Below are 19,895 nucleotides of genomic sequence, written 5' to 3' on the forward strand. Positions count from 1 at the left end.
TCCTCCTGGGCCCCGCCGGTGGGCGCGGGCGTGGTCGGTACGACCGCCGCCGTGCTGGTGTGGCGGGCGGTCTGATGAGCGGACGGACATGAGGAGCGGTCTCGGCGGAGGTCAGTCCGGTGATCCGGCGGGCGTGGTGCCGAGCAGGGCCTGGACCGTGCGGGAAGGGCTCGGTCTGCCGAGCCGGCGCGCCATCCAACCGCTGGTGGCGACCAGCGCGCGCAGGTCGACACCGGTCCGGATGCCGAGTCCGTGCAACATCCACACCAGGTCCTCGGTGGCCAGGTTGCCGGTGGCGCTCTTGGCGTAGGGGCAGCCGCCCAGCCCGCCGGCCGAGGCGTCCACGGTGGTGACCCCGGAGCGCAGGGCCGCGAGCGTGTTGCTGAGTGCCTGGCCGTAGGTGTCGTGGAAGTGCACGGCGAGCCGGCCGGCCGGCACCCCCGCCGCGGCGAACCCGTCGAGCAGGGCGGTGACCTGGCCGGGGGTGGCCACGCCGATGGTGTCGCCGAGGCTCAGCTCGGCGCAGCCCATCTCCAGCAGTCCGACCCCGAAGCGGACCACCTGGGCGACCGGGACCGGCCCCTCCCAGGGGTCGCCGAAGCACATCGACAGGTAGCCGCGGACCGGGACACCGGCCGCCGCGGCCCGTTCCACCACGGGGCGGAACATCGCCATCGCCTCGTCCGCCGAGCGGTTGAGGTTGCGGCGGGCGAAGGTCTCGGTGGCGCTGGCGAAGACCGCGACGTCGGTGGCGTGGTGGGCGAGCGCGCGGTCCAGGCCGCGCTCGTTGGGCACCAGCACCGGCAGACGCAGGCCCGGGTGGCGCTCCGGCAGACCGCCGAGCCGGGGCATCAGTTCCTCGGCATCGGCGAGCTGGGGTACCCACTTCGGGTGAACGAAGCTGGTGGCCTCGACGGTGCGCAGGCCGGCGGCCGCGAGCCGGGCGATGAACTCGGCCTTGACCTCGACGGGGACGAGCGCGCCCTCGTTCTGCAGGCCGTCGCGCGGGCCGACCTCGTGGATCCGCACCTCCTCGGGCAGGCCGGGGGCGCGGACCGGGTCCGGCAGGCCCAGGTCGAGGGCGTCCGGTTCGCGGGCCGGGCCGGCGCCTCTCCGCGCGGGGGCGGTCACGACCGCACCGCCGCGTCGGCCTCGGCAGGGGCGTCCGCGTCGGCCTCGGCGGGGGTCACCACGACCAGCAGCTCCTCCATCGCCACGGTGGCGCCGGCGGTGGCCCGCAGCTCGCTCACCGTGCCGTCGTGCGGGGCGGCGATCACGTGTTCCATCTTCATGGCCTCCAGGACGAGCAGGGGCTGGCCCTTGCGGACCGACTCCCCGGCCGTGGTCTTCACGACGGTGACGGTGCCCGGCATCGGCGCGGTCAGGGCGCCGTGGTGGGCGGCGCCGGCGGCGGCGCTCGCGCCGACCGCGTCGTGGGTGTGCACCGGCCAGGCGTCGCCGTCGACGCCGAGCCAGGTCACCGGGCCGGCGGCGGGTGCGGCCGGAGCGTCGGCGGCGAGGGCGAAGCTCGTCCGCAGGCCGTCGACGGTCAGGTGGAGGCGGTCGCCGGAGCGGCCGGCCCGGGCCCGCCGGACCGGGCCGGCGCCGAGCCGGATCTCGACCTCCAGGGAGGTGCCGGCCGGATTGTCAGTGGCGTCCGTTACGTTGCCCGCAGTGATCGATCGGATGCTCACCGACACCGGTTCCTGGCCGGGGGTGCGGAGTCGGTGGGTGGTCCAGGCGGGGTCGCCGCCCAGGCGCCAGCCGGAGGGAAGGGAGAACGGGTCGGTCCAGCCGTCGGCGTCGGCGGCCGGGGCGAGGTCCAGGTGCCGCGCGAGCGCGGCCGCGTAGGAGAGGAGGTGGCTGGGCGCCGGTTCCTCCGGCGGCAGGGAGCCGGAGGGTTCGTCGGACGGCGTGGTCCCGGCGGCCGGGGAGTACGGCGAGGCGAGCAGCCCGGGCTGCTGCTGCGCCGTCTGCTCGACCAGGCCGGTGTCGAGCCGGCCGGCGGCGACCTCGGGGTGGGCGAGGAGCCGGCGCAGGAAGCCGGTGTTGGTGGTGACGCCGAGGATCCGGGTGTCGGCCAGCGCGGCGCGCAGGCGCCGCAGCGCGGTCGGCCGGTCGGGTCCGTAGGCGATGACCTTGGCGAGCATGGGGTCGTAGGCGCTGGTGATCACGGTTCCGGGGGCGACTCCGGAGTCCACCCGGATGCCTTCGCCCCGCGGTTCGTCGAGGAGCAGGATGCGTCCGCCGGTGGGCAGGAAGTCCCGTTCCGGGTCCTCGGCGCAGATCCGGGCCTCGATGGCGTGGCCCTGGAAGGAGATGTCGGACTGGGTGAAGGAGAGGGTCTCGCCGGCGGCGATCCGCAGCTGCCACTCGACCAGGTCCAGCCGTCCGGGCCGGCCGGCGTCCGCGCCGGGGTCGGCGGACGCGGGGCCGGCCGGGTCGGCCGCGGTCGAACCTGACGTGGACGAACCCTGCGGGCGGGGTGCGGCCACGGCGACGGCGAGTTCGGTGACGGGGTGTTCCACCTGGAGACGGGTGTTCATCTCCATGAAGAAGAAGTCCCGCACGCCCTGGTCGGCGGCGGGGGAGTCGGGGCCGACGCCGGGGACGATGAACTCGACGGTGCCGGCGCCGGTGTAGCCGCAGGACTCGGCGGCGCGGACGGCCGCGGCGCCCATCGCCGCGCGGGTCTCGGCATTGAGGAGAACGGAGGGAGCCTCTTCGATCAGCTTCTGGTGGCGGCGCTGCAGGCTGCACTCGCGCTCGCCGAGGTGGACGGTGGTGCCGTGGGCGTCGGCCAGCACCTGGACCTCGATGTGGCGCGGGCGGTCGATCCAGCGCTCCAGCAGCAGGGTGTCGTCGCCGAAGGCGGTGCGGGCGACGCGCCGGGCCGCGGCGATCTCGGCCGGCAGGTCGGCCGGGTCGCGGACCAGGCGCATGCCCTTGCCGCCGCCGCCGGCGGACGGCTTGAGCAGGACGGGGTAGCCGATCCCCTCGGCGGCCGCGACGAGATCCTCGTCGGTGGGCGCGGTGGCCTGGCTGCCCGGAACCACCGGCACGCCGGCGGCCCGGACGGCCTCCTTGGCGTTGATCTTGTCACCCATCAGCTCGACCGCGGCGGGAGGAGGTCCGATGAAGACGAGGCCGGCGTCGGCGCAGGCGCGGGCGAAGGAGGCGTTCTCGGCGAGGAAGCCGTAGCCGGGGTGGACGGCCTGGGCGCCGGTCCGGCGGGCGGCGGCGAGGATCTGGTCGGTCCGCAGGTAGGTCTCGGCGGCGGAGCTGTCGCTGCGGTCGGCCGGGCCGAGCCGGACCGCGACGTCGGCCTCGCGGACGTGCGGCGCGTCGGCGTCGGCGTCGCTGAACACGGCGACCGAGCGCACGCCGAGCCGCCGCAGGGTGCGGATCACCCGCACGGCGATCTCACCGCGGTTGGCGACCAGAACTGTGTCGAACATGGGAGGCGTTCCTCCGGGTCGAGTGGAGCCGTACGAAGGAGGTGGTGACACCGGGTGGGTGCCGGGCACCGGGAGGGCGGCGGAGCAGGTGGGCCGCCGCCCGGGGAGGAGCGCTACATGCGGAAGACGCCGAACGGGCCGGGCGCCGGGAGCGGGGCGTTGGCGCAGGCGGTGAGCGCCAGGCCGAGCACGGTCCGGGTGTCCATCGGGTCGATCACACCGTCGTCCCAGAGCCGGGCGGTGGCGTAGTAGGCGTTGCCCTGACGCTCGTACTGCTCGCGCACGGGGCGCTTGAACTCCTCCTCCGCCTCGGCGGCCCACTGCTCGCCGCGCGCCTCCAACTGGTCGCGGCGGACGGTGGCCAGCACCGACGCGGCCTGCTCGCCGCCCATCACGGAGATCTTGGCGTTCGGCCACATCCACAGGAAGCGGGGTGAGTAGGCCCGGCCGCACATCGAGTAGTTGCCGGCTCCGTACGAGCCGCCGATCACCACGGTCAGCTTCGGGACGCGGGTGCAGGCGACGGCGTTGACCATCTTGGCGCCGTGCTTGGCGATGCCGCCCGCCTCGTACTGCCGGCCGACCATGAAGCCGGTGATGTTCTGCAGGAAGAGGAGGGGGATGCCCCGCTGGTCGCACAGCTCGATGAAGTGGGCGCCCTTGAGGGCGGACTCGGCGAACAGCACGCCGTTGTTGGCGACGATGCCGACGGGGTGGCCGTGGATCCGGGCGAACCCGGTCACCAGGGTCGCGCCGTACTCGGCCTTGAACTCGGCGAACCGGCTGCCGTCGACCAGCCGGGCGATCACCTCGCGCACGTCGTAGGGCGTGCGCGGGTCGACCGGGACGGCCCCATACAGGCCGGCCGGGTCGACGGCCGGCGGCTCGGCCGGGGTGAGCGGCCATGGGCGGGCCGGGCGCGGGCCGAGCCCGGCGACGATGGTGCGGACGATGGACAGGGCGTGGGCGTCGTCCTCGGCCAGGTGGTCCGTGACGCCGGAGGTCCGCGCGTGCAGGTCGCCGCCGCCGAGCTCCTCGGCCGTCACCACCTCGCCGGTCGCCGCCTTCACCAGCGGTGGCCCGCCGAGGAAGATGGTGCCCTGGTTGCGGACGATGACGGCCTGGTCGCTCATCGCCGGGACGTACGCGCCGCCGGCCGTGCAGGAGCCGAGCACGGCGGCGATCTGCGGGATGCCCGCGGCCGAGAGGCGGGCCTGGTTGTAGAAGATCCGGCCGAAGTGGTCGCGGTCCGGGAAGACCTCGTCCTGCATCGGGAGGAAGGCGCCGCCGGAGTCGACCAGGTAGACGCAGGGGAGCCGGTTCTCCAGCGCGACCTCCTGGGCGCGCAGGTGCTTCTTGACCGTCATCGGGTAGTAGGTGCCGCCCTTGACGGTGGCGTCGTTGGCGACCACGACCACCTCGCGCCCGGCGACCCGGCCGATGCCGGCGATCACCCCGGCGGCCGGGGCGGCGCCGTCGTACATCCCGTCGGCCGCCAGCGGGGCCAGCTCCAGGAACGGCGAGGCCGGGTCGAGCAGGGTGTCCACCCGGTCGCGGGGGAGCAGCTTGCCGCGCTCGGTGTGCCGGGCGCGGGCCCTGGCGCCGCCGCCGAGCGCGGCCGTGCCGAGCTTCTCGCGCAGTTCGGCGACCAGCGCCCGGTGGGCCGCGGTGTTCGTCCGGTACGCCTCGGAACCGGGGTCGACGGCGGTGCCGAGCCGGGGTGCCGGTGCGGCGGCGCCCGGGGTGCCGGCCGCCGGGCCGCCGTTGATGCCGGTGGGTGCGCCGGCGGTGGAGATGACCATCCCAAGAGCTCCCTTGCCCTCGGCGGCAGGTGGGCCGGCAGGGCTGGTGAGCCCGCGACCCCCACACGTTAATGAACGTTAACTTCCGTCGCCCAGGTTAACGACCGATAACCCCACTGTCTACGATGGACCGCATGCCGAACGTCCCACCCGCCTCCGGGCTCCCACGCCGCGACCAGATCCGCAAGGAGGCCGCCCGGTTGTTCGCGGCCCGGGGCTTCCTCGGCGTCGGCGTGGACGAGATCGGCAAGGCCGTCGGGATCAGCGGTCCCGGGCTCTACCGGCACTTCGCCGGCAAGGACGCCATGCTCGCCGACCTGCTCGTCGGCATCAGCGAGCGGCTGCTGGAGGAGGGCCGCCGCAGGGCGGGCGGCAGCGAGGGCCCGGTCGCCGCACTGGACGCCCTGCTCGGCGGCCATGTGGACTTCGCGCTGGACGACCGCGACCTGATCACCCTGCACGACCGGGAGCTGCTCAACCTCCGCGAGGAGGACCGCCGGACCGTCCGCCGGCTCCAGCGCGCCTACGTCGAACTCTGGGTCGAGGTGGTCCGCCAGGCCTACCCGCCGCTCGCCGCCCCGTCCGCCGAGCCGGTCGCCCGGGCGTCCGTGCACGCCGTCTTCGGGCTGATCAACTCCACCCCGCACAGCCACGGGCCGAACCCCGCGCAGGGTGACGACCGGACCGGGCTCGCCCGTGACGCGATGGCCGCGCTGCTGCACGACCTGGCGCACGGAGCCTTCTCGGCGGCCGCCGACGCCGTCGCCGCCGACACCGCCCGGGCCGCCGTCGAGGCCGCCCGCGCCGAGGCCGGCGCCGCCGCGCGGACCTGAGCCCCGATCCCGCCGGACCCCGTTGCGCCGTCCGGGGGAGCCGGCCGCGGCGGCAGGCCCGCGAGGGGCCCCGGCGGGTGCGGGCTCGGGCCTGCGACCTAGGACCAAGGAAGGTCGGCGCCCTGCGCCGGTGGGCGGTGGGCGATCCCGGGCCGGTCGGCGACCCTGGTAGCGGGCGCGCCGGTCCGGTCCGCCGGGAATCAGCGCAGGTTGCGGGCTGTTGCCCCCTCCGTCGGGCCGGGATCCCCGGCTCGCCCTGGCCTGAAATTCCATGGCGGCCACCCGACGGAATGGTTAGCATCCCTAAATATGCCTGAGACTCACGGATCTACGGTGGAGCTTTCCCCGAGCGGCACCCGAACCGACACCCCGGGCGGGTCCGGGGACGGGCACGCCCGACCGGGCCCGGAGCCCACGACCACCGCCGCCACCACCACCGGCGAAGGCGGCGACAGCGACGGCACCGACGGCACCGACGGCCCGGGCTGGCTCCGGCGGCTGCTCGGCTACTGCTGGCGCTCCCGGCGCAGCGTGCTGCTCGCCTTCGGCGCCTCGCTCCTCGGCATGGCCGTCACCGCCCTGGTGCCCCTGGTCACCAAGGTGATCATCGACGACGTCATCACCGCGCACACCCGCCCGCTCGCGCCGTGGGCCGCGGTGCTGCTGCTGGCCGCCGCCGTGGTGTTCGGCTGCACCCAGGTCCGCCGCTACTACGGCGGGCAGCTGGCCGTCGACGTCCAGCACGACATGCGCGCCGACCTCTTCCGCTCGCTCGGCAGGCTCGACGGCCACCGCCAGGACCGCCTGGACACCGGCCAGGTCGTCGGCCGCGCGACCTCCGACCTCCAGCTGGTCAACGGGCTGCTCTCGATGCTGCCCATGATGACCGGCTTCCTGATCATGTTCGCCATGTCGCTCGGCGTGATGATCTGGCTCTCGCCGCCGCTCACCCTGGTCGCCCTGGTCATGGCCCCGGCGCTGTGGTGGGTCTCGGTGCTCAGCCGCAAGCGCCTCTTCCCCTCCACCTGGGCCGCCCAGCAGGAGGCCGCGGCCGTCGCCGGCGTGGTCGACGAGGCGATCGGCGGCGTGCGCGTGGTCAAGGGCTTCGGCCAGGAGACCCAGGAGCTGGACAAGCTGGAGGCGGCCTCGCGCCACCTCTTCGCCGCCCGCCTCCGCTCGATCCGGCTCAACAGCCGCTACAACCCCGCCATGCAGGCGATCCCCGCGCTCGCCCAGGTCGCGGTGCTGGCCTTCGGCGGCTGGCTGGCGGTCGACGGCCGGGTCACGCTCGGCACCTTCGTCGCCTTCTCCACCTACGTGGCGCAGATGACCGGCCCGGTCCGGATGCTGACCATGGTCATCACGGTCGGCCAGCAGGCCCGGGCCGGTGTCGAACGCGTGCTCCAGCTGATCGACGAGCGCCCGCTGGTCCAGGAGCGTCCGGACGCCGTCGCCCTCGACCTCACCCTCGACCCCACCCCGGCCACGGCCCCCGCCGCCCCCGCCGCCGAAGCCCCGACCGGCACCGCCGGCCCGCGCCTTGTCGGCCCGCTCACCACCGAGGTGGCGCTGGAGTTCGACCAGGTCGGCTTCCGCTACGACCCCGAGCACCCGGCGCCCGTCCTGCACGGCCTCAGCCTGCGCCTCGCGCCCGGCGAGACCCTGGCCCTGGTCGGCGCGTCCGGCTCCGGCAAGTCCACCGTCGCGCAGCTGGTGCCGCGCTTCTACGACCCGGCCACCGGAGCCGTCCGCCTCTACGGCCACGACCTGCGCGACCTGACCCTCGACTCGGTCCGCGCGGCCATCGGCACCGTGCCCGAGGAGAGCTTCCTCTTCTCCGAGACGGTCCGCACCAACATCGCCTACGGACGCCCGGACGCCACCGACGAGCAGATCGTCGCCGCCGCCCGCGCCGCCCAGGCCGACGAGTTCGTGCGCGCCCTGCCCGAGGGCTACGAGACCAAGGTCGGCGAGCAGGGCCTCACCCTCTCCGGAGGCCAGCGCCAGCGCATCGCGCTGGCCCGGGCGATCCTCACCGACCCCCGCATCCTGCTCCTCGACGACGCCACCTCGGCGGTCGACCCGCAGATCGAGGCCGAGATCCACGACGCGCTGCGCTCGGTCATGGCCGGCCGCACCACGCTGCTGATCGCCCACCGCCGCTCCACCCTCCAGCTGGCCGACCGGATCGCCGTCCTCGACCGCGGCCGGCTGCTCGACCTCGGCACGCACGAGGAACTCGAGGCCCGATGTCCCCGGTACCGGGCCCTGATCACCGACCCCGAGGCCGGCCGCGCCCCCGCCGCGCCGAAGCCGTCCGACCCGGTGAACCCGTCCGACCAGGCCGACCCGACCGGGACGGCAACCCCGGCGACCCCGGCGGAACCGGCCCCCGCCGCCACGTCGCCCGCCGCCACGTCGCCCGCCCGCGTCACGATGCCCACCCCGGCCCTGGAGAAGGCGGCCCGCACCGCCGCCCCCGACCTGCTCGCCAAGGTCGCCGACCTCCCCCCGGCCACCGACACCCCGGCGATCCCCCGCGCCGAGGCCGAACGGGGCGACCCCGACTTCAGCCTCCGCCGCCTGCTGCGCCCCTTCCGCGCGCCGCTCGCCCTCGCGCTGCTGCTGGTCTCCCTGGACGCGGGCGCCGCCCTGGTCCTGCCGATCCTGATCCGGCACGGCATCGACGACGGCGTCAGCAAGGGCGTCATGACCGGCGTCACCGTCGCCTCGCTCGCCGCCCTGGCGATCGTCCTGCTGGACTGGCTGGTGCAGAGCGCCGAGAACCGGGTCAGCGGCCGCACCGGCGAACGGGTGCTCTACACGCTCCGGCTCAAGATCTTCGCCCACCTCAACCGGCTCGGCCTCGACTACTACGAACGCGAGCTGTCCGGCCGGATCATGACCCGGATGACCACCGACCTGGACTCGCTCACCTCGTTCCTCCAGACCGGCGTGGTCACGGCCGTGGTCAGCCTGCTGACCTTCCTCGGCATCCTGGCGGCCCTGCTGGTCATCGACGCCGGACTCGCCCTCGCGGTCTTCGCCGTCCTGCCGCTGCTGGTGGTGGCGACCCTGGTCTTCCGCCGCAAGTCCAAGGCCCAGTACGAGATCTCCCGGGACCTCATCAGCACCGTCAACGCCGACCTGCAGGAGAACGTGGCCGGCATGCGGATCGTCCAGGCGTTCCGCCGGCTGGACACCAACACCGACCGCTTCGTCGCCCGCGGCCTCGCCTACCGGGACGCCCGCGTCCGCGCCCAGCTCTACATCTCGCTGTACTTCCCCTTCGTGCAGTTCCTCTCCAGCGTGGCCGCCGCGCTGGTGCTGATCGTCGGCGCCTCGCGGGTGGACGCCGGGACGCTCACCGTCGGCGCGCTGGTGGCGTACCTGCTCTACATCGACCTGTTCTTCGCACCGGTCAACCAGCTCTCCCAGATCTTCGACGGCTACCAGCAGGCGGCGGTGGGCCTGGGCCGCACCCGCGAACTGCTGCGCACCCCGACCAGCACCGCACAGGCCGCCGACCCGGTGCCGGTCCCGGCCGGACTGCGCGGCGAGATCGAGTTCGACCGGGTCGGCTTCGCCTACAACGGCGGCGCGGACGGCGCCCCGGACGTGCTCACCGACGTCAGCCTGCGGATCCCCGCCGGGCAGACGGTGGCACTGGTCGGCGAGACGGGCGCCGGCAAGTCGACCCTGGTCAAGCTGGTCGCCCGGTTCTACGACGCGACGGCCGGCACCGTGCGGGTCGACGGCGTGGACCTGACCCGCTACGACCTCGCGCAGTACCGGCACCGGCTCGGCGTGGTGCCGCAGGAGGCCTACCTGTTCGCCGGGACGGTCCGCGAGGCGATCGCCTACGGCCGCCCCGACGCCTCGGCGGCCGAGGTGGAGGTGGCGGCCCGGGCGGTCGGCGCGCACGACATGATCGTCCGGCTGTCCGGCGGCTACGACCACGAGGTCGCGGGCCGGGGACGGAACCTCTCGGCGGGCCAGCGCCAGCTGATCGCGCTGGCCCGGGCGGAGCTGGTCGATCCGGACATCCTGCTGCTGGACGAGGCCACCGCGGCCCTCGACCTGGCCACCGAGGCGGCCGTCAACCACGCCGCGGACCGGCTCAGCGGCGGCCGCACCACGCTGGTCATCGCCCACCGGCTGACCACCGCCGAGCGCGCCGACCGGGTCGTGGTCCTGGACCACGGCCGGGTGGTCGAGGACGGCACCCACGCCGAACTGCTCGCCCGGGGCGGCGCGTACACCCGGCTCTGGCAGGCGTTCGTGGCGGAGGGCCACGGCAGGAGCGGCGGCGCCGCCGTACCGGCCGCGGATGTGATCATCGGCTGACCGGACCGTTGGGCGGCGGGACCGGAAACGGTCCCGCCGTCCGCCCCGGCCCCGCCGCCCCGGTCACGCCGCGAGCAGCGCGATCAGCAGCCCCGAGGGATCGATCCCCCGGGGCAGCTCGCTCACCTGGCCGTCCCCGACCTCGACCACCCGCCAGCCGGAGCCGTCGGCCCGCTCGGCGAGGTCGGTGGTGACGAAGCGGCAGCCCAGCGCCCGCACCAGCGGCCGGACCACGGACAGGTCGGGAGCGGCCGGGCAGCCGGGCAGGTCCGGGTGCGGTCCGACCAGCACCGGCTCGCCGTCCAGCCACCACACCCGGGCCTCCACCGCCCGCCGCCGCCCGTCCCGGCCCGCCTCCCGCCGCCCGCCCGAAGCGTCCCCGGAACCGGAACCACGACCGTCACCGTCCCCGGAACCGCCGCCGTCACCGTCCCCGGAACCGCCGCCGGACGGGGCGCCGCGGGTGTCCCACTCCACCCGGGTGTACTCCTCGAACCGCCGCAGCACCACACCGCCCGCCAGATGTTCGGCCTGCAGCTCCACGAACCGCGCGACCACCCGCTCCACGGCCGGCAGATCCGCCAACTCGGGGATGTAACAGGCCTCGTCCCACTCGTGCTTACGGGACTTCACATAGTCCTTGACGATCGCCGGCCCCTGCCCGCCCAGCCGGGCGACCGCCGGTGCCAACCGCTCCGCGCCGGGCGGCTCGACCCCGCCCCCACCGCCCGCGCCCGCCAGCGGCAGCCACGCGCTCTGCGGCGTGGCGCCCTCGAACACCTCGTACCAGCCCGGCAGTTCATGGGCCGAGGCGTACCCGGGCGGACTGGTCAGCAGCTGCCCGCCGCGCTCCGACAGGGCGGCGGCGAACTCCGCGTAGCGCCGGGAGGGGAGCATCCACCCCCGGTACCAGAGCGGCCCGCGCCCCGCCGGCACGAGGCGGACGGCCGCGTGGGCGTCCCCGGCGAGCAGCGCGTCGTGGTCGACCAGGTACTGCTCGCCGCCCAGGTCACGCAGCAGCCTGGCCTCCCAGGCGAACTGCGGGTCGACCCGGCGCGGGTCCAGGGGATGGGCGGGGAGCAGAAAGGCGGGTGCGGGCATGGGCGTCAGGGTACGGCCACCGACTGATCGGCGGGCCGTCAAAACCCCGACGTCACAGGCCTCCACCCGCACGGACGGGCCTGCCCGGGCACCCGGCCGGCCGTCCGCCGCGAAGCCCCGCCGACCGCGCCCGGCCCGCCCGACGCAATCCGCTCGACGCCCGGAGCGGCCCGCTGCGAGAGTGACCCGATGCGAAACCTGTGGCGCAACGCGCGAAGGACCCCGCGGCAGGCGGCCCGCACCGTCGTCCTGGACGACGGGGGCTCAGTCTTCCTCCTGCGCTCGGACAACAGCGAGGTCGGCGTGCACTGGACCATGCCGGGCGGTGGCATCGAGCCCGGCGAGACACCGTGGACGGGGGCGCGCCGCGAGCTCTGGGAGGAGACCGGCTGGTCCGACCTCGAACCCGGCCCGCTGCTCTGCACCTGGGAACACGACTTCACCTGGCACGGCACACCCGTCCGCCAGCACGAGCACATCTACCTCACCAGTGGCCCGCACCGCGGCCCGGTCGGCGACGTCAGCGCGATGCACGCCGCCGACAAGATCCTCGACTGGCGCTGGTGGACCCCGGAGGACCTCGCCGACGGGAACGCGGACGCGCTCTCGCCGCCCCGGCTGCCCGAGCTGCTGGCGGCCGTGCGGCAGGGCTGGCTCAGCGACCGCCGCGCACCCGAGCCCGTCGACCTCGGCTACCTCCCGAACGCGCGGCCGCGGCCCGCCCGGTCCTGAACAGCCCCGCCCCCGAACGGCCTCGCCCCCGAACAGCCCGCTCCTAGCTGGACCGCCCGCTCCTAGACCGCCCGCCGCCCGCCGCGCCGACCCGCCCGCCCGGGCGGACCGGCCTGCCAGTCCCGCAGTTCCAGCTCCCGGTCGTGCAGCGCGCCCGGGTTGATCACGACGGAGAGCCGCGCCCCGGCCAGCCGCTCGTAGGCGAGGCCGGTGGCGCTCAGCAGGTGCTCGGTCGGCACCGACACGGCGATCGCGGGCCGCCAGGCGGGCAGCACCACCAGACAGGTCCCCCGGCCGATCCGGACGAGTTCGGCGGTGGCCCGCACGGCCGGTCGCTCCTCGCCACGCCCGGGCAGCCCGACCGACCCGGGGCGTCCCGCGGCCTCCGGCAGGTGCGGGGTGCCGCCGATCAGGACGCCCAGCGGCGCCTCGGTACCCGCCGGCGTCCGCGCACCGGTGCCGGTCGGGCCGTCGTCCCCGGCGCGCGGCGCGGGGACGGTCGGCACGTCCGCCGGCACCTGGCCGGTGCGCGCGGAGTCCGGCCCGGCGGTACCGGCCGCCTGCGGGTGCATCCGGCGCAGCCGGCGCGACGGCGCCGGCCGCCGGGTGACGACGGTGCGCAACTCCTCCCGGGCCGCCCGCAGCACGGGGACGGTCCGGTCCTGGGCGGCCGGCCGCTGCTGGAGCCGGACGAAGCCCTCGCCGCCACCGACGCCCTCCGGCCCGCCGGAAGCACCAGAAGCACCAGAAGCACCGGAACCGCCCGGACCGTCACCCGAGCGTTGGCCCGGCCCGCCCGAACGGCTGTCGGCGCCCGTGCCGCGCGGCCGTGGCACGGAACCGCCGGGCAGCACGCCGGCCGCGCCGCCCGTCCGGCCGTCGGCCCCCGCCGCCGCGATCGAGCAACGGGTCGCACCGCCGGCCGGTGCGGCGGCGCCACCGTCACCGTCACCGTCGGCGTCACCGTCCGGCCACGGGGGCGCCGGCGGCGCGGGCGCGGCGGAGGGGGCCGACGGTGGCAGGTCGGCGGCGGTCTGGTCGAGCGTGGTCATCGGCACGGGCCCTTCGGGGTTCGGTGCCGTCGATCCTCCCGCACCGCGCGATCTGCTCCAAGCGCCTTTCCGCCCCCTGTGCCGCACGCCACCGTCCAGCCTCATCCGTCCCGCCCGTCCCATGTCCTGACGCCCCCTCGGCTCGGCCCGGCTCGCCCCCCCGGAGCGCCGGTCAGGCGCCCTTCGCCACGAAGCCCTTGAGGTCGGACAGGACGACGTTGGCCGCGGCCACGCCGAGACCGAGGAACCAGGTCTCGTCCGGGACCGGCCGGGCCTGCCCGGACTTGACCGCGCCGAGCGTCTTCCACAGCGCCCCGCCGAGCACGGCGTCCTGGTTGGTGGAGCTGGGCGTGCCGTAGACGCCGTAGAAGACCCAGTCGGCGTCCGCCTTGTCGATCTGCTCGGGGCTGATCTCCACCGCGAGCTCCTTGACCTGCATGATCTTGGGCTGCGGCAGCTGCGCGTCGGTGAGGATGGTGCCGATGAAGGACAGCTCCGCGTACAGCCGGGTCTTGCCGGGCATGAAGCGCAGCGGAGTGATGGTGGGCCGCTTGTCGCCGAGCCCGGCGCCGATCGCGGCGGCGGCCGCCTGGTAGGCGTCCAGCTGGGACTTGGCCTCCGCCTCCAGACCGAACGGGGTCGCGTTGAGCAGGAAGTTCTGCTTCCACGGGTAGCCGGGGCGCAGCGAGAAGACGGTCGGCGCGATCTTGGAGAGCTGCTCGTACTGGTCCTGGGCGCGCAGCTGGCTGCCGAGGATCAGGTCGGGCTTGAGCGCGGCGATGGCCTCCAGGTTGAGGCTGTTGATGGTGCCGACGTTGGCCGGGCTGCCGGCCTTGTCCTTGAGGTAGGACGGCATCGTCTTGGAGCCGTCGGTGTGGACGACGCCGACCGGCTGGACGCCGAGCGAGACGACGTTGTCGAGCTCGCCGGTGTCGAGGACCACGACCCGGACCGGCTTGGCGGGGATGACGGTCTCGCCCATGGCGTGCTTGATGGTCCGGGGGTAGACGCCGGGGGCGGCGTCGGTGCCGAAGCCCTTCATCTTCTCGATCACGGCGGCGTAGTCGTCGCCGCCCTGCTTGACCGACTTCTGGTCCGGCGTGGAGCCGCCCGAGGGCTTGTCGGAGGGCTTGGCCGTCCCGCCGTCGGAACCGCCGGAGCCGGAACCGGAGCCGTCCGAGCCGCAGGCGGTGAGCAGCCCGCCGAGGCCGAGCACCGCTCCGCCGGTCAGGGCCGCGGTGAGCAGCGTGCGGCGGGCGGGGCGGGGGGCGGTCGGGCGGCCGGAGGTGGGGGACACGCGGCACTCCTTCACGGATGGGACGTCGGGGTTAGGTGAGGCAAACCTATCCGACGGTCCCGGCGGGCTCGCCGCCGCACCGCCCGAGGGGGGTCGAACCGGGTCCCAAAAGATCTCAAACCGAGACATATCCGGCAAATCAATTCGGTAACAACCCTTAGAAATAAAGGTACACGCCTTAACAACCCATGCATCACCGGGTAACAACTGGTCACTCCCAGGCAAATCGAAGGGAGTGGCTCAGATCACCCACGGTTGGACTACTCAACCTTCGGTACCCGCACCTAGGGTGCGCAGGTGTTTGATCAGCAGCTCTCAGAGCACGGAAGCAGCGGCCGGGCAACGGCGCCCGCCGCTCCGCAGGGTGCCCCGGTCAGTGGCGCCAGTGGTGGAGCACCCGGCACCGCACCGGGTGCGGCGGGGGCGACGGGGGCAGCGGGGGACAAGGGCCTACGGGGCAACTCCGTCGGCCTGCTGAGCAGCGTGGTCCTGGGCGTCTCCACGGTCGCCCCGGTCTACTGCCTGACCGCGACCCTGGGTCCGACCGTCACCGCGGTCGGCGTCCAGATGCCCGCGGTCTTCCTGGCCGGCTTCCTGCCGATGCTGCTCGTCGCGTTCGCGTACAAGGAGCTCAACAAGGACTTCCCGGACTGCGGCACGTCCTTCACCTGGACGGTCAAGGCCTTCGGCCCCCGGGTCGGCTGGATGGCCGGCTGGGGCCTGACGGTCGCCACGATCATCGTGCTGTCCAACCTCGCCGGGGTGGCCACCGACTTCCTGTACCTCATGCTCGGCGAGATGACCGGCAACGGCGCCGTCGCCGACCTCAACGACAACAAGGCCGTCCACCTGGCCACCGTCGTCGTGCTGATCGCCGCCGCCACCGCGATGAGCTATCGCGGCATGACGGCCACCAAGTGGTTCCAGTACAGCCTGGTCGGCCTGCAGCTCGCCGTCCTGCTGCTGTTCTCCGGCATCGCCATCGCCAAGGCCGCCGCCGGCGACCTGCCCGACTCGATCGGCTTCTCCGCCTCCTGGCTCAACCCGCTCGAAGTGAGCTCGTTCAGCGCGTTCACCGCCGGCCTGTCCCTGTCGATCTTCATGTACTGGGGCTGGGACACCTGCCTCACCATGAACGAGGAGACCAGCGGCAGCGCCAAGACCCCCGGCCGGGCCGCCATGATCTCGATGGTCACCCTGGTCGGCTCCTACCTGCTGGTCGCCATCGCCGCCCAGATGTTCGCCGGCGTCGGCACCACCGGCACCGGCCTCGGCAACCCCGGCACCGCCGACAACGTCTTCGCCGCCCTGGCCCGCCCGGTGCTCGGCTCCCCGTGGAGCATCCTGCTCTTCGTGGCCGTCGTCGCCAGCGCCGCCGCCAGCCTGCAGACCACCTTCATCCCGGTCGCCCGCACCCTGCTCGCGATGAGCGCCTACCGGGCCGTGCCGCCGCGCTTCGGCACCGTCCACCCGCGCTACCGCACCCCCGGCTTCGCCACCGTCGCCGCCGGCATCGCCACCGCCGCCTTCTACGTCGGCATGAGCGTGATCAGCGAGAACGTCGTCCAGGACACCATCCTGGCCCTCGGCCTGATGATCTGCTTCTACTACGCGCTCACCGCCTTCGCCTGCGTCTGGTACTTCCGCCGCTCGCTCCGCGACAGCCTGCGCGACCTCGTCGTCAAGGGCATCGCCCCGCTGCTCGGCGGCATCCTGCTCAGCGGCGTCTTCCTGCAGACCCTCACCGACGCCTGGGACCCGGAGTACGGCAGCGGCGCCGTCTTCGGCATCGGCTCGGTGTTCGTCATCGGCGTCGGCATCCTGCTGCTCGGCGCCGTCCTCATGGTCGTCTACGGCGTGTACCGGCCGGCGTTCTTCCGCGGCGAGACGCTCCGCAAGGACACCCCCGCCCTCGTCGTCGAGGACTGACCACCACCGGGGAAACCGACGGCGGGCCCGAACGGACCCGCTATCCTCGAACCATGAAGCGCTTCGCAGGTCTCAGCTGGTGGCCGTCCTAGGACGGCCACCAGCCACGCCTGACCAGGGCCGTCCGGGATGGACGGCCCTGCTGCGTTTCTCCGACGGGACGGGCCCCGAGCCCCGGACGGCCGCCACCACCGCCGTACCGAGGAGAAACCCCGTGACCACGACCACCACCACCGTCGCCGACCGGCCCGACCAGGCCGAGCCCGACGACCATGCGGACCTCGCGGACCTCGCCGCCCTCGACGAGAGCGTCCGCCGCGACCCGGCCGCCCACCGCGTCCTCACCGGCGACCGTCCCACCGGCCCGCTCCACCTCGGCCACTACTTCGGCAGCCTCCGCAACCGCGTCCGCCTCCAGCGCCTGGGCGTCGAGATGTTCCTGGTCATCCCCGACTACCAGGTCATCACCGACCGGGACGTCGCCGACCGCCTCGCCGAACACACCGAGAACCTCGTCCTCGACTACCTCGCCACCGGCATCGACGCCGACCGCGCCACGATCTTCACCCACAGCGCCGTCCCCGCGCTCAACCAGTTGCTGCTGCCCTTCCTCAGCCTGGTCAGCGTCGCCGAACTCCACCGCAACCCCACCGTCAAGGACGAGATCGCCCACTCCAGCCAGGCCGCCGTCAACGGACTGATGCTCACCTACCCCGTCCACCAGGCCGCCGACATCCTCTTCTGCAAGGCCGACCTGGTCCCCGTCGGCAAGGACCAGCTGCCCCACCTGGAAGTCACCCGCACCGTCGCCCGCCGGTTCAACGAGCGCTACCCGCACCCCGACGGCACCACCGTCTTCCCCCGCCCCCGGGCCCTGCTGGGCGCCGCCCCGCTGCTCCTCGGCACCGACGGCGGCAAGATGAGCAAGAGCCGCGGCAACTCCATCCCGCTCGCCGCCGACGAGGACACCACCGCGCGCCTCCTCAAGGGCGCCAAGACCGACACCGACCGCCGCATCACCTACGACCCCGCCACCCGCCCCGAGGTCTCCAACCTCGTCCTGCTCGCCGCCCTCTGCCAGGACCGCGCCCCCGAGGAGGTCGCCGAGGAGATCGGCGACGGCGGCGCCGCCACGCTCAAGCGCACGGTCACCGAGGCCGTCAACGAGCACTTCCGCCCGATCCGCGCCCGCCGCGCCGAACTCGCCGCCGACCGCGGCCACCTCCGCGACGTCCTGCGCACCGGCGCCGAACGCGCCAACCGGATCGCCGACGCCACCCTCGCCGAAGTGCGCGAGGTCATGGGATCGCTGTGAACGCGTCAGGGGCATAACCTCTCGGGGCCGGTCGCGCACCGGCCCCGAGACCACCCCGCCCCCGCGGCCACGCCCCGGAAGGAACCCGGCCATGGACCAGCACCCGACCACCCCCGGCCGAGGACTGACCCGCCCGCCCCACCTCCGCCCCGGGGACCACGTCGCCGTGGTCGCCACCAGCGGCCCCATCGACCCCGGGCGACTCGCCGCCGGCGCCGCCCTCCTGCGCTCCTGGGACCTGCGGGTCACCATCGCCCCGCACGTCCTCGACACCCACCCCGTCCTCGGCCACCTCGCCGGCACCGACGCCGACCGCGCCGCCGACCTCCAGGCCGCCTGGCTCGACCCCACCGTCAACGCCGTCATCTGCGCCCGCGGCGGCTACGGCGTCCACCGCATGGTCGACCTCCTCGACTGGGACGCCCTGCGCACCGCCCCGCCCAAGGTGCTGGTCGGCTACAGCGACGTCTCCTCCCTGCACGAGGCCTTCGCCCGGAACCTCGGCCTCGCCACCCTCTACGGACCGATGAGCGCCACGGCCGCCTTCGTCGAGGACGGCCCCACCGCCGAACACCTGCGCCGCACCCTCTTCGACCCCGCCGCCACGACGGTCCTCACCTCGGCCACCGCCACCCCCCTCGTCCCCGGCCGGGCCCACGGCGTCACCGCCGGCGGCTGCACCCACGTCCTCACCGCCGAACGCGGCACCCCCACCGCCCGCCCCTCCTACGCCGGCAGCATCCTGATCCTCGAGGACGTCAACGAGCACCTCTACCAGCTCGACCGCCTCCTCACCCAGCTGCTGCGCTCCGGCGCCTTCGACGGCGTCACCGGCATCGCCCTCGGCTCCTGGGAGGGCTGCGGCCCGCTCGACCGGGTCCGGGACGTGATGCTCGACCGCCTCGGCCCGCTCGGCATACCGATCGTCTGGGAACTCGGCTTCGGCCACTGCCGCTCCGCGCTGACGGTCCCGCTCGGCGTTCCCGCCCTGCTCGACGCCGACGCCGGCACCCTCACCCTGGACCTCCCCGCCCTCGCCGAACGCTGAGTAGGGTGCGCCCATGAACGCGGACCGCTCCACGGCCCCATCCACCGGGGCCCACCTCGACGCGGACAGCCTCGACGCGGAAAGCCTGACGGCCCTCGCCCTCGGCCTGCTGCGAGGCCCCGGCAGCAACGCCCGCACCATCCTCGGACTCGCCGGCCCGCCCGGCGCCGGCAAGTCCACCCTGGCGCGGCACCTCGTCACCGAGGTCGAGCGCCACGCGGGGCCGGGCAGCGCCGCCTACCTCCCCCTGGACGGTTTCCACCTCTCCGCGGCCCAGCTCGACCGCCTCGGCCTCGGCCACCGCAAGGGCGCACCCGCGACCTTCGACGCCCACGGCTACATCGCCCTGCTGCGCCGGGTCGCGACCGAGCGTTTCCAGGACATCTACGTCCCCGACTTCGACCGCGACCTCGACGAACCGGTCGCCGCCCGGCACGTGGTCCACCCGCACACCCGGCTCGTCATCACCGAGGGCAACTACCTCGCGGCCGCCGACCACCCCTGGCCGGAGGCCCGGCACCTGCTGCGCGAACTCTGGTACATCGACACCGACGACACCGTCCGCGAGGCCCGCCTCCTCGACCGACACCGCGCCGGCGGGCGCGACGAGGCCACCGCCCGCCACTGGGTCACCGGCAACGACCACCCCAACGGCGAGTACGTGAAGGCCGGCCGGGCGGTCTGCACCCGCATCGTCCGAGTAGACCGTTTGCCTTCGCCTCCGAATGGGCGTAGTGTTTCCTAGTCGCTCGGCTGGGAGCACCGGACACGCGTCTGCGCGGACGGTCCCGGGGCGGCCAATCCTCTGAAACACCACCTCTTCCCGGTTACGGGCCGAGGCGCTTCGTTGTCTTTTCGAGGCGTTCCGGCTCAGGGTTTATTTGTCGTGCCTGTTTTCGGGGATTGCGGCCGGATTCGCTTTTCGGAGCGGGGATCGGCTAGAGTTTGAAACGTCGGACGGGGCGTCAAGCCGCAGAAGAC

Annotated in this window: 12 protein-coding genes and 1 pseudogene; 7 read left to right on the forward strand and 6 right to left on the reverse strand. The window is 74.2% G+C overall.

Annotated elements, in window-relative coordinates; translation table 11 throughout:
• Window positions 1-111 precede the first annotated feature (111 nt).
• From ABTX81_RS37575 to ABTX81_RS37585, 3 genes are all read right to left on the reverse strand, one after another.
• A complete protein-coding gene (locus ABTX81_RS37575) occupies window positions 112-1,131 on the reverse strand; it encodes a hydroxymethylglutaryl-CoA lyase (RefSeq protein WP_502892946.1) in 1,020 nt (339 codons plus the stop codon).
• Window positions 1,128-3,458, reverse strand: a complete 2,331-nt coding sequence (locus ABTX81_RS37580; protein ID WP_350555062.1) for an acetyl/propionyl/methylcrotonyl-CoA carboxylase subunit alpha — start codon at window positions 3,456-3,458, stop codon at window positions 1,128-1,130. The genes ABTX81_RS37575 and ABTX81_RS37580 overlap by 4 nt, the downstream gene beginning before the upstream one ends.
• Before the next feature lie 113 nt (window positions 3,459-3,571).
• Window positions 3,572-5,260 (reverse strand): carboxyl transferase domain-containing protein, encoded by a 1,689-nt coding sequence (locus ABTX81_RS37585; RefSeq protein WP_350555064.1) that lies wholly within the window; start codon window positions 5,258-5,260, stop codon window positions 3,572-3,574.
• Between the two features lie 134 nt (window positions 5,261-5,394).
• On the opposite strand from ABTX81_RS37585, the gene ABTX81_RS37590 reads away from it, so the two are divergent.
• Both ABTX81_RS37590 and ABTX81_RS37595 read left to right on the forward strand, forming a co-directional pair.
• Window positions 5,395-6,093: an SACE_7040 family transcriptional regulator gene (locus tag ABTX81_RS37590; protein WP_350555066.1), complete on the forward strand. Its 699-nt coding sequence runs from the start codon at window positions 5,395-5,397 to the stop codon at window positions 6,091-6,093.
• A 333-nt stretch (window positions 6,094-6,426) separates the two neighbouring features.
• On the forward strand, window positions 6,427-10,440 hold the full coding sequence (locus ABTX81_RS37595) for an ABC transporter ATP-binding protein (protein ID WP_502892947.1): 4,014 nt from the start codon (window positions 6,427-6,429) through the stop codon (window positions 10,438-10,440).
• Window positions 10,441-10,503: 63 nt separating this feature from the next.
• Here ABTX81_RS37595 and ABTX81_RS37600 read toward each other — a convergent pair whose 3' ends face one another.
• Window positions 10,504-11,541 (reverse strand): ATP-grasp domain-containing protein, encoded by a 1,038-nt coding sequence (locus tag ABTX81_RS37600; protein ID WP_350555068.1) that lies wholly within the window; start codon window positions 11,539-11,541, stop codon window positions 10,504-10,506.
• A gap of 189 nt (window positions 11,542-11,730) precedes the next feature.
• Between ABTX81_RS37600 and ABTX81_RS37605 the strand changes: the two genes are divergently transcribed.
• On the forward strand, window positions 11,731-12,273 hold the full coding sequence (locus tag ABTX81_RS37605; protein ID WP_350555070.1) for an NUDIX hydrolase: 543 nt from the start codon (window positions 11,731-11,733) through the stop codon (window positions 12,271-12,273).
• A gap of 62 nt (window positions 12,274-12,335) precedes the next feature.
• Here ABTX81_RS37605 and ABTX81_RS37610 read toward each other — a convergent pair whose 3' ends face one another.
• Both ABTX81_RS37610 and ABTX81_RS37615 read right to left on the reverse strand, forming a co-directional pair.
• Window positions 12,336-13,325 carry a hypothetical protein gene (locus ABTX81_RS37610; RefSeq protein WP_350555072.1) on the reverse strand — a complete coding sequence of 330 codons (990 nt, stop codon included), beginning with the start codon at window positions 13,323-13,325 and terminating at the stop codon, window positions 12,336-12,338.
• A gap of 172 nt (window positions 13,326-13,497) precedes the next feature.
• Complete coding sequence (locus tag ABTX81_RS37615) at window positions 13,498-14,622, reverse strand: ABC transporter substrate-binding protein (protein ID WP_350555074.1); 1,125 nt, start codon at window positions 14,620-14,622, stop codon at window positions 13,498-13,500.
• Between the two features lie 399 nt (window positions 14,623-15,021).
• On the opposite strand from ABTX81_RS37615, the pseudogene ABTX81_RS37620 reads away from it, so the two are divergent.
• The 4 genes and pseudogenes from ABTX81_RS37620 to ABTX81_RS37635 form a co-directional block, all read left to right on the forward strand.
• Window positions 15,022-16,551: pseudogene (locus ABTX81_RS37620) on the forward strand (APC family permease); the annotation flags it as partial.
• A gap of 214 nt (window positions 16,552-16,765) precedes the next feature.
• Complete coding sequence (gene trpS, locus ABTX81_RS37625) at window positions 16,766-17,866, forward strand: tryptophan--tRNA ligase (protein ID WP_350555076.1); 1,101 nt, start codon at window positions 16,766-16,768, stop codon at window positions 17,864-17,866.
• A 91-nt stretch (window positions 17,867-17,957) separates the two neighbouring features.
• The gene (locus tag ABTX81_RS37630; RefSeq protein ID WP_350555078.1) at window positions 17,958-18,914 is read left to right on the forward strand and encodes a S66 peptidase family protein; all 957 of its coding nucleotides are present in this window, start codon (window positions 17,958-17,960) and stop codon (window positions 18,912-18,914) included.
• 13 nt (window positions 18,915-18,927) lie between these two features.
• The gene (locus tag ABTX81_RS37635; RefSeq protein ID WP_350555080.1) at window positions 18,928-19,659 is read left to right on the forward strand and encodes a nucleoside/nucleotide kinase family protein; all 732 of its coding nucleotides are present in this window, start codon (window positions 18,928-18,930) and stop codon (window positions 19,657-19,659) included.
• The last annotated feature ends 236 nt before the right edge of the window (window positions 19,660-19,895 follow it).

Source organism: Kitasatospora sp. NPDC097605 (genome assembly GCF_040302725.1).
Taxonomy (GTDB): domain Bacteria; phylum Actinomycetota; class Actinomycetes; order Streptomycetales; family Streptomycetaceae; genus Kitasatospora.

Excerpts from the sequence above, each read along its gene's own strand:
- ABTX81_RS37580 (WP_350555062.1), bottom strand. The coding sequence starts at position 3,458 with ATGTTCGACACAGTTCTGGTCGCCAACCGCGGTGAGATCGCCGTGCGG.
- ABTX81_RS37585 (WP_350555064.1), bottom strand. The coding sequence starts at position 5,260 with ATGGTCATCTCCACCGCCGGCGCACCCACCGGCATCAACGGCGGCCCG.
- ABTX81_RS37590 (WP_350555066.1), top strand. The coding sequence starts at position 5,395 with ATGCCGAACGTCCCACCCGCCTCCGGGCTCCCACGCCGCGACCAGATC.
- ABTX81_RS37600 (WP_350555068.1), bottom strand. The coding sequence starts at position 11,541 with ATGCCCGCACCCGCCTTTCTGCTCCCCGCCCATCCCCTGGACCCGCGC.
- ABTX81_RS37605 (WP_350555070.1), top strand. The coding sequence starts at position 11,731 with ATGCGAAACCTGTGGCGCAACGCGCGAAGGACCCCGCGGCAGGCGGCC.
- ABTX81_RS37610 (WP_350555072.1), bottom strand. The coding sequence starts at position 13,325 with ATGACCACGCTCGACCAGACCGCCGCCGACCTGCCACCGTCGGCCCCC.
- ABTX81_RS37630 (WP_350555078.1), top strand. The coding sequence starts at position 17,958 with ATGGACCAGCACCCGACCACCCCCGGCCGAGGACTGACCCGCCCGCCC.
- ABTX81_RS37635 (WP_350555080.1), top strand. The coding sequence starts at position 18,928 with ATGAACGCGGACCGCTCCACGGCCCCATCCACCGGGGCCCACCTCGAC.